This is a genomic window from Pirellulales bacterium (assembly GCA_036267355.1).
Taxonomy (GTDB): Bacteria; Planctomycetota; Planctomycetia; order Pirellulales; family DATAWG01; genus DATAWG01.
The window spans coordinates 57,340-70,432 of record DATAWG010000053.1; the positions used below are offsets into that span (position 1 = coordinate 57,340).

Annotated in this window: 8 protein-coding genes; 7 read left to right on the top strand and 1 reads right to left on the bottom strand. The window is 60.8% G+C overall.

Annotated features, from left to right (window positions below):
* Positions 1-51 precede the first annotated feature (51 nt).
* The 5 genes from VHX65_08690 (at position 52) to VHX65_08710 (ending at position 5,993) form a co-directional block, all read left to right on the top strand.
* Positions 52-336 carry a hypothetical protein gene (locus tag VHX65_08690; GenBank protein ID HEX3998611.1) on the top strand — a complete coding sequence of 95 codons (285 nt, stop codon included), beginning with the start codon at positions 52-54 and terminating at the stop codon, positions 334-336.
* Positions 333-3,518 carry a formate dehydrogenase gene (fdh, locus tag VHX65_08695; GenBank protein ID HEX3998612.1) on the top strand — a complete coding sequence of 1,062 codons (3,186 nt, stop codon included), beginning with the start codon at positions 333-335 and terminating at the stop codon, positions 3,516-3,518. Before VHX65_08690 ends, fdh begins: the two co-directional genes overlap by 4 nt.
* Positions 3,505-4,533, top strand: coding sequence for a 4Fe-4S dicluster domain-containing protein (locus VHX65_08700; GenBank protein HEX3998613.1), 1,029 nt, complete (start codon positions 3,505-3,507; stop codon positions 4,531-4,533). Before fdh ends, VHX65_08700 begins: the two co-directional genes overlap by 14 nt.
* 97 nt (positions 4,534-4,630) lie before the next feature.
* Positions 4,631-5,644 (top strand): NrfD/PsrC family molybdoenzyme membrane anchor subunit, encoded by a 1,014-nt coding sequence (gene nrfD, locus VHX65_08705; GenBank protein HEX3998614.1) that lies wholly within the window; start codon positions 4,631-4,633, stop codon positions 5,642-5,644.
* A gap of 7 nt (positions 5,645-5,651) precedes the next feature.
* Positions 5,652-5,993, top strand: a complete 342-nt coding sequence (locus tag VHX65_08710) for a hypothetical protein (GenBank protein ID HEX3998615.1) — start codon at positions 5,652-5,654, stop codon at positions 5,991-5,993.
* Between the two features lie 22 nt (positions 5,994-6,015).
* Here VHX65_08710 and VHX65_08715 read toward each other — a convergent pair whose 3' ends face one another.
* Positions 6,016-8,880 (bottom strand): Hsp70 family protein, encoded by a 2,865-nt coding sequence (locus VHX65_08715; GenBank protein HEX3998616.1) that lies wholly within the window; start codon positions 8,878-8,880, stop codon positions 6,016-6,018.
* Between the two features lie 209 nt (positions 8,881-9,089).
* Here VHX65_08715 and VHX65_08720 point away from each other — a divergent pair, with 209 nt between their 5' ends.
* Together VHX65_08720 and VHX65_08725 are read left to right on the top strand one after the other, a co-directional pair.
* Positions 9,090-10,160: a DUF3592 domain-containing protein gene (locus tag VHX65_08720; protein HEX3998617.1), complete on the top strand. Its 1,071-nt coding sequence runs from the start codon at positions 9,090-9,092 to the stop codon at positions 10,158-10,160.
* Positions 10,161-11,066: 906 nt separating this feature from the next.
* Complete coding sequence (locus VHX65_08725) at positions 11,067-12,971, top strand: ATP-binding protein (GenBank protein HEX3998618.1); 1,905 nt, start codon at positions 11,067-11,069, stop codon at positions 12,969-12,971.
* Positions 12,972-13,093 lie beyond the last annotated feature (122 nt).

Consider the following 13,093-nt stretch of genomic DNA (forward strand, 5'->3'; position numbering starts at 1 on the left):
TTCACTCGCGGGGACGTCAATGGCACCTGATTTGCTCTCCCGTTCGCTTGCATGAAAACGATTTCGGGTTATATCACGATCGTGCAGGAAGATCGCTTTCGACTGGCAGCCGACGACGGGCGAGGGTTGTTGCTCACGCTGAAGCATAACGCCGACGTGGACGACGACGATTTGCAACGGCTTTGCGCATCGCATCGTCGAGTACATGTCTTATACGATGGCGAGCCTGACTACGAGAACGGCCTCGCGCGATCGGTGCGGCCTGTGCCGCCGGACGCCGATGCGCCTTCGGCCGACTCTGCCCGATCGCCTCATCTCTTATCCGCGAGACAATGAAAAGCCCACCCATACTTGGCGGTTTGTTCGATTCGCTTCGCCAGTGGCCTGTTGTACGGCAAATCGCTGGCGAAGATCCGCTCCGCGAGGCGGCAAAGTCGGCCGCCTCCGAGCGGCTCCGCCCGCGGCTTGAAGAAGCAGACCATGTCGGCACGAGCATTTGCCCATATTGCGCGGTTGGCTGCGGTCAATTGATTTACGCCAAGGGAAACGATGTGATCCACATCGAAGGCGATCCGCGCAGCCCGATCAATCAAGGAACGCTTTGTCCGAAGGGGGCCGGCACGCTCGGCTGGCTTCTGAACCCCGACCGGCTGACGAAGGTCAAGTATCGTGCGCCGTTCTCGACCCGATGGGAAGAACGGAGCTTGGATTGGGCAATGGATCGAATCGCGCATCTCGTCAAACGAACCCGCGACGAAACCTTCGTGGAGAAGCTCGCCGACGGCAGCGAAGTGAACCACACGCTGGCCATCGCCTCCCTCGGCGGGGCGACGCTCGACAACGAAGAGAATTACCTGATCAAGAAGGTGTTCGGCGGCGGACTGGGCTTGGTATGGATCGAAAACCAGGCCCGCATCTGCCACAGCGGTTCGGTTCCCAGCCTCGGCTCGACTTACGGTCGCGGCGCGTCGACGCTGGCCGAGTGGGACTTGGCGAATTCGGATTGCGTGATGATCATGGGCTCGAACATGGCCGAAGCTCATCCCATCGCGTTTCGCTTCGTGATGCAAGCGAAAGAGCGAGGGGCGACGGTGATTCATGTCGATCCGCGCTTTACCCGCACTTCGGCGCTGGCCGACATCTACGCCCCCATCCGCGCTGGCAGCGACATCGCCTTCACTGGCGGCCTGATCCACTACATCCTCGAGCACGATGCGTGGTTCAAGGAATATGCGCTAAATTACACGAACATCGCCACCATCATCGGTCCCGACTTCAAAGACACGAGTGAGCTCGACGGTGTCTTTTCGGGCTGGGACCCGGAAAAGCGGAGCTACTCGCCAAACAGTTGGCAATATCGCGGCGCGGATGTGAAGAGTTCGCTCGCCGAACATCATTCCATTTCGGGCGAGTCGTATTCGGAAAAGCTGAGCCGCACGCAAGACGATCCGCCCCCGCAGGACCCCACGCTCGAACATCACGACTGCGTATACCAGATCATGCGCCGGCACTATGCCGCATATACGCCCGAGGCCGTCGAGCGGATCACGGGTTGCCCCCAGCAGACGTTTTTGAAGGTTGCGGAAGCGCTGGTGCGCCATTCGGGCCGGGAGCGCACGGCGGCATGGTGTTATGCCGTCGGCGTGAACCACCACACCGTGGCCGTGCAGATGATTCGCGCAGCAGCGATCATCCAGGCGTTGCTTGGCAACACGGGCCGGCCGGGCGGCGGCGTACTCGCCCTCCGCGGCCACGCGAGCATCCAAGGCAGCACCGATATTCCCACGCTCTACAACCTTCTGCCCGGCTACATTGCCCAACCCCACTTTGCCAAGCCGCACCATAACTTGAAGAGCTACCTCGCCACCGAAACGCTAACGATGGGCTTTTGGCACAACCTGCCGAAATATGCCGTCAGCCTGCTGCGCGCCTGGTACGGCGAGAACGCCACGAAGGAGAACGACTACGGCTATAGCTGGCTGCCGAAAATCATGGGCGACCATTCCGAATTGCCGATGACGCTGGCGATCGCCGATGGGTTGATTCGCGGGCTATTCGTCATGGGCCAGAATCCGGCCGTCGGCGGCCATAACACGCGGCTCATTCGCCGCGGCTTGGCGAATCTCGAATGGATGGTCGTTCGTGAAACGTTCGAAAGCGAGACGGCCGACTTTTGGCTCGATTCACCGGAAGTGCATAGTGGCGAACTCGATCCGCGCAGCATCGCGACCGAAATCTTCCTGCTCCCCGCGTCGCTTCCTGGCGAAAAGGAAGGGACATTCACCAATCTCAACCGACTGATCCAATGGCACGACAAGGTCGTCGAATCGAGGGCCGATTGCCGGAGCGACCTGTGGTTCATGTTCCACCTCGGCCACCGGTTGAAACAACTCTATCGGAACAGCGCCGCCGAGCGCGACAAGCCGATTCAAAACCTGACGCTCGATTATTCGACCGAAGGGCCGCACGCCGAGCCCTCGGCCGAAGACGTGCTGAAGGAAATCAACGGCTATACCTGGCCAGGCCGCCAGCAGATTCCGAGCTTCAAGGAACTAAAGGACGACGGCTCCACGGCCTGCGGCTGCTGGATCTATTGCGGCGCCTACCCGCGAAACGATTTCAACCACACCCGATCGCGTGTGCCCGATGGCCCTGACGGCCCCGGCAGCCATCTGAATTGGGCCTTCGCGTGGCCGGGCAATTATCGCACGCTCTATAATCGGGCCTCCGCCGATCCGCAAGGCAAGCCGTGGAGCGAGCGCAAGAAACTGATCTGGTGGAACGCCGAACAGAAAAAATGGGTCGGCAAGGAGCCTTCGGATTTCCCGGAAGACAAACCGCCCGACTACGAGCCAAATTGGTTCCTGAAGCCGAAGGGAACCGATGCCCATGACGGTCGCTCCCCGTTTACGCTCATTTCGGATGGCCATGCGTCGCTGTTTGTCACGTCCGGACTAAAAGACGGCCCTTTGCCGACCCACTATGAGCCGGTCGAATCGCCGGTTCACAACCCGATGTATAAGCAGCAATACAACCCAGTCGCGAAACGTTGGAACCGCCCGGACAATGAATATCACGAAATTGCCGACGAACGATTCCCGTATGTGCTCACGACCTATCGTCTCACCGAATTGCATTGCGGCGGCAGCCCGACGCGATTCGTCCGCTCCACTGCCGAGCTGCAGCCGGAAGGTTTTGCCGAGATACCCGTCGAATTGGCCGAACGGTTGGGGATCAACAACCTCGATTGGGTCGTCGTCTCGACTGCCCGAGGCAAGGTGGAAACTCGAGCCCTCGTGACCCGCAGATTGCAACCGCTGGAAATCGCGGGCCAGCGAATTTTTCAGATCGGCATGCCCTACAACTACGGCTGGCGTGGTTTCGCCACCGGCCAAGTGGCCAACACCCTTACATCGATCGTCGGCGATCCGAACACGACGATCCATGAAGGCAAAGCCCTGACATGCCAGCTTCATCGCGGCCGCACCAACGGAGTTTGCTCGAATGGACACGGTTAGCTCCCGAGCCCTCGATTATTCGCAGACGATTCTCCCCGCGATGATTCCGCGCGAGGCTGAGCTTACCGTGGGTCTGACCATCGAGGCGGGGCAAGAATACGGTTTTTTCACCGATTCGACGCTTTGTATCGGCTGCAAAGCATGCGAAGTGGCGTGCAAAGAATGGAACGCCTTGCCGGCCGACAACCGCAAAATGACCGGCTTCAGCTACGACAACACGGGGTCTCTGTCCGCCACAACCTGGCGACATGTGAATTTTATCGAGCAAATCGCGCCGGTAGATCAGTCGATTCAACCTGATGTTTCTAGGGTTGGGCCCCTCCAACTCGATCCACCGTCGCTCCCGGGTTTCCTGCCCGATCTTGCCCTGCTCCGCGCGTCCGACCAGGACGGCGAGCGCAGCGCATTGCAACGGCCGGCGATCGAAAATCGGTGGCTCATGCACAGCGACGTTTGCAAGCATTGTGCAAACGCGGGCTGCGTTCAAGCTTGCCCCACGGGAGCGCTTTTTCATACCGAGTTTGGCACCGTGGTCGTGCAGCAGGATATTTGCAATGGCTGTGGCTATTGCATTCCTTCTTGCCCGTTCGGCGTCGTCGCGTTAAATCTCGACGACGGCCGGGCTCACAAGTGCACGCTGTGCTACGACCGGCTGAAAGGGGGCCTCGAACCGGCCTGCGCGAAATCTTGTCCGACCGACTCGATCGAGTTCGGTCCCGTGAGCCAGTTGCGTGAAAAGGCCGAACGGCGCGTTTCCCACCTGCACCAACGCGGCGTGAATAATGCGTATCTCTATGGAACTCCTGGAAGCCATGGAACTAGCGGCGGGATCGAGCGGCTCAACTCGATTTCGCTTTTGCTCGATCGACCCGAAACCTACAACCTTCCCGCCGCGCCGACATTGCCCAGCACGCGAATCAAGCCCGGCTTCATTGCCGGCCTATTGACAATGGCCGCTGTCGCCCTGTCGGCATTGGCGGCATTCGACGACCGCCGTTCGAATAGCCAGCGTTAAGGCCGATCGCAACCTCCGCCGCACATCGAGCGATTCCATGGCAGCCAGAACAACCGTTTCATCACGCACGCCGACCTCGAACGAGTCGAACGGTTCCATGCCAGAAGTGGCCTCGGCGACTTCCACTCAAAGCGGATCGCTGTCGGGGCCGCGAGGGACGTTGCCCTACGACGGCACAACCTACTATGGCCAGCCGGCCGTCAAAAAAAGTCATTATGGCTGGCTGATCGTCAGCTACTTTTTCGTCGGCGGTTTGGCGGGCTGTTCACAATTGATCGCTGCGATCGCCGACCTGAGAGGCCATCAAAAGAACAAATCGATCGTTCGGGCCGGGCGCTACCTTGGGTTTGCCGGTTCGCTGCTAAGTCCCGCATTGCTCGTCGCCGATCTGCACACGCCGCGGCGGTGGCTGAATATGCTGCGAATTTTTCGTCCGACCTCGGCGATGTCGATCGGGGCGTGGACGTTGGCGGCATTCGGCACTTTCAGCGGTTTCACCGCCGTGGGACAGCTTCTCAGTGATTTGTTCCACTTGCGGTTCGGCCGATGGATTGCCCGGCTGTGCGGGATTCCCGCGGCGGTGGCGGGCACGGTCATGTCGTTCTACACCGGCGTGCTTCTTTCGGCGACCAGCACTCCGCTATGGGCCGCCGCTCCGCGGCTGTTGCCAGCGCTGTTCGGCAGCTCGGCCGCCTCAACGGCCGCAGCCGCCGTGGAACTAACGAGCCGTCGGCTTGGTCAGACGCCCGACGAGAAACACCGACTCGCTGGATTCTCGTTACTGGCAAGCGCCCTAGAACTATCGCTCTCGACGGCGCTGCGGTTGCATTGGCGCAAGAATCATCTCGACGCTCCGCTCGCCGAACTTCCGCTTCCGAATGCCTTTATCACGGCGGCTGCCGTTGGCGCTGCCATCCCCTTGGCGATGCATGCCCATAGCGTTTGTTCTGGCCGAATCAGCGCAAAATCGGCGACCACCGCTGCGGTGCTCGCCCTGGCGGGAGGCTATGCTCTGCGAGCAGCGATCCTTTTCGCCGGTAACCGCTCGGCGGATCGTCCGACCGACTACTTCAATCTCTGCCAACCGAACACACACCAGGCAATGCATTAGGCGATTTATGCCCGAAGCCTCCGCGTCGTCGGCCGCCGACACGGCATTGAATCAATTCGTCGATGAAGTGCTTGAGAAGCTGCGCCTTTCGCTGAGCGAGGGCTCGAAGAGCATCGAGCAAGACCTGCGCGGGGCGCAGATCGCCTGCACTCAATATCGCGACGAATTGATTCGTCGTCTGCGAAAGCGTGCGGACAATGACGGTCGAACCGATATCCCCGAGCGGCTGGACGAAGCGAATATCGTGCTTTCGCTGATCGCGACCGTGGAATATCCTCTGCAGGGCTTCCGCACGCGGACGCTCGAAGACGCGATCAAACTGCTTGAATCTCGCCGCAATCGACCATAGCATTGTCCGACGGACGACACTTTCACGCCAACCGCAGTCCCTGCGGCAGGCTTTCGCCGAAGATCATTCCTTGCTCGGCCGCTTCCAACTCGCCCCCTTCGGCGACCAATTGCCGGAAGTGAGGCGGAGACTGTCTCGCCGCAAGCCACCCCAGCGCTTCGGCTCGTAAATTTTCCGAGATGTCGCGATAGCGGTCGCCGGTTTTGCGGCACAGTTGCATCAGCGCGAGCGGCGCCGTTTCGACTTCCTGCCGCATGGCCATCATTCGATCGGCCCATTGCTCGGCCACTTCGGCCGGCACGACAGTATTCAGCGGACCGTAAAGCGGCACACGCGCTCCAATGCGTCCCAACGACCAAACGGCCGCGTTCATCACCGCCGCGATCTTCTCCCGCGGCGCGAGTTCGGCCACCAGACCGCCCAATTCCACCTTTTCGCCAACGCCGAGCAACTCGAGCGAGCCCAACAACCGCCATAGCTCGGCCGCTTCGTGGGAACCGGGCTTGAATTCCGGCGCCCGTCGCTTGGCAATCGCGCGGTGCAGTGCTCGCACGTCTGCCACCAGCGGTTGCGCCAGCGAACGCTGTTGCCCAGCGGGCAGCCCGCCCGCAACGCGCCGCCACAGGATCCACCATTCGGCGCGGCACGTCGGATTGTTGTGCATCAGTCCGGACAACAGCCGCCGCGTTTGAGCGACCCGCCAATCGTCTACCGCCATGCCGTAGCCGGGGCGCAGCGCGAAGCCGAGCAGGCTCAACCAGCGGGCCTCGTGGGCCGGGCTAAGCTTCCGCCCTGCTTCCACCTCCAGCAGCGCTTCCCACAAATACCGCAACAGCGACGGCGGCCATTCGGATCGCTGCATGAGGGTCGTTTCCGCGAGCCGCTTCACCAACTGATCGGGCGCGTCGCGCTCGCGGCTCGCAGCCGGGCCAAATGCATCCTCGATCAATCGCCGGCAAGCGTCGAGCGTTCGCTGGTCGACAATCCCCGCCATCTCGCCGGCGCTTTCGTGGCCGGCAAGATCGGTTCGTGTGGCCACGCGCACGTCGAACTGCAATTTCCATGTGCGGGAACCGTCGATTTCGCCACACCACAGATCGAGCGTGCCGATCTCGGTGAGCCGGGCATGCAGGTAGACGGCGATCGTTTCCGCACCGGCGGTTTTCTTGCCCGACCGTAGCACCGTGCGGATCGGCGGCAGCGATGTCATCTGCTCCGGATCGACCGGCACCACGTCGCCGGCCCGGGCGGTCAATTGCGTGCTTGAAACGTACAGCGGAAATTCGACCGGCTCGCGAATCAGGAGGTTGAATCGGCACTGCGTGAGATCGATCTCCTGTCCCTCCTCGACGCCCGCCGGCATGAGGCACACCGCCGACGCGGCGCCCTCGGCCGTGGCGGCGCCGATGTAATACGAGCGCGCCAAGCCCGCGGCAATCCGCACGCCAAGCCCTCGGCGCACGAGTCCGTAGTAGGCGGCGCCGCGGGCAACCGCTAAATCGCGGCGATCGTTTTCCAGCAGTTGCGGCCGCCATTTGCCGTCGTTACCCGGAAACCAGCCGCTGATCGCGTCCAACAGCCGTTGCCGCAAGACGGCCGCATCGAACACGCCGCCATTCAGCAGCACGACATCCGGCCGCGTGGGATCATGATCTTGCGCCGGCGCAACTTCGGCGTTTTCCGCCACATGGCGATGCGCGGTGAGAAACGCGGCCAAATAGCGTGTGATCGCGGCATCGGCCGCATACGGCAAACTGAACTCTTGAAATCCCGACCGCCGCGGCATCGGCTTTTCGTCGAGCGACACCCGTGGGAAGAAGCCATCGACCAGCAATTCTTGCACTTCTTGCCGCGAAAGCTGCACTTGAACCGAGCCGCCGATCAGTCGCGAACTCGAACCCGGCAAGCTGAACACGAATTCTTCGGGCGGATTTTCGCCCAACAGGGTTTCCTTCACCTGCCGGCAACTTTGCACAAGTACCGACCAGCGCCGCGGCTCGAGCTTGCCGTCTCCCATCAGCTTGTGCTCGATATGATGCGCCAAGGCGAGATCGAGGTTATCGCCCCCCAAAATCAAATGCTCGCCGACCGCGACGCGATGAAACTGTGTCTTCCCCTGGCTGTCTAGCCCAACCCGAATGAGCGTGAAATCGGAGGTGCCGCCGCCCACATCACAGATCAGAATCTTCTGGCCTGGTTGAACCAGCGTGTGCCAGTTCTGTTCGTGAGCGTCGATCCACTGATAGATGGCGGCCTGCGGTTCTTCGATCAGCACGACGCGCGGCAAGCCGGCCCAGGCCGCAGCTTTCACCGTCAATTCCCGAGCCACTTCATCGAACGAAGCCGGCAACGTCAGCACGACATCCTGCTGTTCCAAAGGATCGGCGGGAAAGCGATGATTCCAAGCCGCGCGGAGGTGTCCCAGATACCGGGCACTCACCTCCACCGGCGAAAGCCGCTCGACATCGGCCGCCCCATGCCACGGCAATAGCTCCGCCAGACGGTCGACGCCCGAGTGGCAAAGCCACGACTTCGCCGACGCGATCAGTCGCCCCGGAACGATCGCGCCCTGATTGCGGGCAATCACTCCGACCGTATGATCGGAGTCGTCCTTCATCCACGGCAGCCGAAATGCGCCGGCCGAGAATTCGCCGGCCGCGCGCTGATAGTGAAACGACGGGAGCGTTTCCCTCGCCTCGACGACACCGGGGGCGACCAACTGCGGCACGGTAAATGTGCACACCCGGCGAGCAGCGGTTGAATGGGCCGATAACCCGTCGCTGCCGGCCGTGTCGACATAGGCGACGGCCGAGTTCGTCGTGCCGAGATCAATGCCGACGACATAACGGCTCGGTGCGTCAATCGTGTCATCGATGGCGCTGGTCATCTTAATTCTTGCGCCATACTTGGCGGGAAGCGTTCCCGAGGGTGTTCTTTGCGGGGAGTTGCGGTTCGATCGCGTGTCGCATTATAAGCAGCCGATATTCGCACGCCTGGTTGCCAACTATCCGCTAGACTTGAAGTATTCGGTCTGCCGTCAAATCGTCAAGGCACGTGCACGGACGGTCCATCAACGACAAACAAATGGAAACGGGCATGCCTGAAAAGATCGTAACGATCAAAAGCCCCGGCACCAGCGCCGTGGCGATCGGTTGTCTTCTCTTTTTCGCGCTATTCTGGTCCGCGCTCACCTTGACGTTCGACGGGTTCATCGCTTCGAGCATGGTGCGCCAAATCCAGGCAACCCGCTATCCCAAGGTCTCGGGCCGCGTAACGCAAAGCAGCGTCAAATCGCATCGCGGCAGCAAGGGGCGCATGGTCTACAGCGCCAACCTCAAGTTTGCCTATCAGGTTGCGGGCAAGACGTATCAGGGACACCAATATCGCTACGGAACTTGGGCAAACAGCGACGGCAATGCCGCGCGGCAAACCGTCGCAGCATATCCCGTCGGGCGAACCGTCGATGTGTTTTACGCTCCCGACGACCCGTCCAATGCGATTCTGAAGCCCGGCATCGAAGGAGCTGATCTTTTCCTGATCACGTTCATGGCGCCCTTCAACCTGATCATGCTGGGGATTTGGTTCGGGGCAATTCAAGGCATCTATCGGCGATACGTGCCGGCGATCGCGGGCGGAGCGAAAATTACCGACGACGGATATTCCACCCGCATCCGGTTTTCGCAATTGCCGCCTCTGGCCATCGGGCTGGCGACCATGGCGCTGCTTTGCTTTGTGGGCATCTTTCCGATTGTGATCCTGAAGGGAGCTAATCCACCGCTGGAAATGATGTATGCCGTATGGGCCCTGATTGCAAGCGCCGGTCTGATTGTTACGTTGCTGGCGTGGATGAAGCAAGCCCGCGGCGACGGAGACCTGGTTATCGACGAAGTCCGCCAGCAGATCACACTGCCGGCAAATTGGGGGCGCTCAGAAGCCGTGGCTATTCCGACGCGCGATGCACGCGCGATCCAGATCGACAAAATCGCGAAGCGAGGAGCGAAGGGAAGCACTTACTTCTGCTATGCCCCCATCCTCGTTTGTGTCGGCCGTAGCGGCTCTGAACGCCGCGAGAAACTCACCGAATGGCAGAACCAGTCGAACGCCGAAGCACTCGCGGCCTGGCTGCGCGAACGGTTGCGAATAGCCTCGCCGACGCCGGCCGCCTAGGGACGAATGTTCCGATCGAATGCAAAATGACGGGCGGTGCGCGGCCGGTGCACTCCCGGCCGGTAATTCGCGAAGACCGGCATGATCGGTACGATGGGCACGCCCGAATCCACAGCTTGGGGCCTGCATGTTGTTGCTGGGTTTGGGCAAGCGGCGCCCGTGTCGTTCGGGGCCGCCCGCTAGTTTGCCAGACATCAATGCCTGACCTATCTTTTCGACGACGTTGGCACATGTATGATTTTGCGGCCGGCCGCTGTATGCGGCCGCGGCGTTGTTTCATCGGCACGAGGGGGAAGCTATGCCGAGGCGGCATTGGCTCATTTTGTGTCTGGCGTGGCTTGGGTGCATGGCGGCCGGCCTTGCGCTTATGCTCAGGTTCGAATGGACTCCCGGTCGACTCGGGCATGCAAGCGACGAATGGCCCCAGGACACCCGCTTGACTCGCGACACAACACGTCCAACCCTCGTCATGTTCGTGCATCCTCAATGCACTTGTTCCCGCGCAAGCCTGTCGGAACTAGGACTTTTGGCATCTGATTGCCAAGATCGGGTGGCCATCCGGATCGTATTTGTGCGGCCACACGGCTTGCCCGACGGATGGGAGCGCACCGAGTTGTTTTCGACCGCGCAAGGCATTCCGGGCAGCGACGTGTCGTGCGATCCCGATTGTCGTGAAGCCCGACGCTTCGGTGCGGCGACCTCGGGAGAAACATTTCTGTATTCCGCCGATGGCCGGCTTCTATTCCAGGGCGGCATGACTGCGTCGCGCGGACATGAAGGGGAAAGCATTGGGCGGACCACGCTCATCGCGCTAATCGCCGGACGACGTGTCGACTGCCGACGGTCGCCGGTGTTCGGTTGTGCTTTGCGAAACCAGTCTTTCGGCGCCGACACGCGGAACGAACCATGAACCGGCTGGAGATCGCCAACGAAGACTCCTCGCGCGCGCGACAGTTGTTCGAGCAGCACTGGCGCGAAAACGCCAGGCGAACGGACCGCATGTTTGCCGTGCTGCTTGTGCTCGAATGGTTGGCGGCGATTCTGATCGCGCTGGTCCTGTCGCCCAAATCGTGGGATGGCACGATGAGTCACACGCATCCGCATGTGTGGCTGGCGATTTTTCTCGGTGGCGGGCTTGCCAGTTTGCCCGTGGCGCTGGCTTGGAAACATCCCGGCCTCACGCTCACGCGTCACATGATCGCGCTGGCGCAAATTCTGTTTTCGTCGCTGCTGATCCATCTCACGGGCGGGCGAATCGAGACCCACTTCCACGTGTTCGGGTCGCTCGCATTCCTGGCGTTTTATCGCGATTGGCGCGTGCTGATCCCGGCGACGCTTGTCGTGGCGGTCGATCATTTCGTGCGCGGGGTCTATTGGCCGCAAACCGTATTTGGCATCTCGACGCCCGATTCGTGGCGATGGCTGGAGCACTCCGGCTGGGTGATTTTCGAGGATATCTTTCTGATCATTTCCTGCCGCAACGGCGTGCGTGAAATGTGGTCGATCGCCAGCCGCACCGCGGAATTGGAGCGCGCCCAGCGGGCAGCCGAAGACGCCAATGAAGCCAAGAGCACCTTCCTGGCCAACATGAGCCACGAGATCCGCACTCCCATGACGGCGATACTCGGCTACGCCGACTTGCTGATGGACGATGGCGATCGCTCGAAGGCGCCGAAGAATCGAATCGACACGATCCTGACCATCCGCCGAAATGGGGATCATCTCCTCCAAATCATCAACGACATTTTAGACTTGTCCAAGATCGAGGCCGGCAAGATGGTCGTCGAGTCGATCAATTGCTCGCCGATCCAGTTGCTTGCCGATGTCGAATCACTCATGCGAGTGCGCGCCAATGCCAAACAATTATCGCTGCGCGTCGAATACGAAAGCGATATGCCGGAATTCATCCACTCCGACCCCACGCGACTGCGCCAAATCCTTGTCAATCTGGTGGGTAACGCTGTGAAGTTCACAGAACGCGGCTCCGTGCGCATCCTCGCGCGGTCCATCGGCAAGCCTTGCGCGCGCTTGGAATTCGACGTGATCGATTCGGGAATCGGCATGACGCCCGAACAGGTCGATCGGCTATTTCAAGCGTTTTCACAGGCCGACAGTTCGACGACTCGGAATTTTGGCGGCACCGGACTCGGATTGGTCATTAGCAAACGGTTGGCGGCCATGATGGCGGGAGACGTTGCCGTCGTTAAAACAAACCCCGGCGCGGGCACGATCTTCCGTTTCACGATGCCGGTGAATTCGCCGGCCGGCGTTCGAATGGTGGCCACCACGGGCTGTCTTACGCACAGCACGAAGGAGTCGGGCGAAGCACGCCTAACGGCCGACTCTCCATCGCTCAAAGGTTGTCGAGTGCTTTTGGCCGAGGATGGCCCGGATAATCAGCGATTGATCGCGTTTGTGTTGGGAAAAGCGGGAGCTGACACGACAACCGTCGAGAACGGGCAGCTGGCCGTCGCTGCCGCGCTTGCCGCCGACCGCGAAGCTCGCCCCTTCGACGTGATTCTCATGGACATGCAAATGCCGGTCATGGACGGATATCAGGCGACCGCGATGCTAAGGGCACATCATTATCGCGGCCCGATCGTGGCCCTAACCGCCCATGCAATGGGCGGCGATTGCGAGAAGTGCCATGCCGCCGGCTGCGACGATTACGCGACAAAGCCGATCAATCGTCAAGCGCTGATCGAAACGGTCGCCCATTGGACAAAATCGGGCCCGGCGATTGGGACTTGTGAGATAGTGAATAATGGCTCGGAAGCAAAAACGGGACAGGTCCGAATGGCACGAAGTTAAACGTAACCTGTTTCATGCCACATGCATCACTGGCTGCTAGCAAACGGCGGTCGCCGCATGCTAGCGACGGGCTGGCGCAAACGCAGGCCTCCGGCGAGAATGGGGTTAGTCACAACTCCACA

What these genes read in the sequence shown, in the direction of transcription:
- VHX65_08690 (HEX3998611.1), top strand. Translation starts at nt 52, where the DNA reads ATGAAAACGATTTCGGGTTATATCACGATCGTGCAGGAAGATCGCTTT.
- fdh (HEX3998612.1), top strand. Translation starts at nt 333, where the DNA reads ATGAAAAGCCCACCCATACTTGGCGGTTTGTTCGATTCGCTTCGCCAG.
- VHX65_08700 (HEX3998613.1), top strand. Translation starts at nt 3,505, where the DNA reads ATGGACACGGTTAGCTCCCGAGCCCTCGATTATTCGCAGACGATTCTC.
- nrfD (HEX3998614.1), top strand. Translation starts at nt 4,631, where the DNA reads ATGCCAGAAGTGGCCTCGGCGACTTCCACTCAAAGCGGATCGCTGTCG.
- VHX65_08710 (HEX3998615.1), top strand. Translation starts at nt 5,652, where the DNA reads ATGCCCGAAGCCTCCGCGTCGTCGGCCGCCGACACGGCATTGAATCAA.
- VHX65_08715 (HEX3998616.1), bottom strand. Translation starts at nt 8,880, where the DNA reads ATGACCAGCGCCATCGATGACACGATTGACGCACCGAGCCGTTATGTC.
- VHX65_08720 (HEX3998617.1), top strand. Translation starts at nt 9,090, where the DNA reads ATGCCTGAAAAGATCGTAACGATCAAAAGCCCCGGCACCAGCGCCGTG.
- VHX65_08725 (HEX3998618.1), top strand. Translation starts at nt 11,067, where the DNA reads ATGAACCGGCTGGAGATCGCCAACGAAGACTCCTCGCGCGCGCGACAG.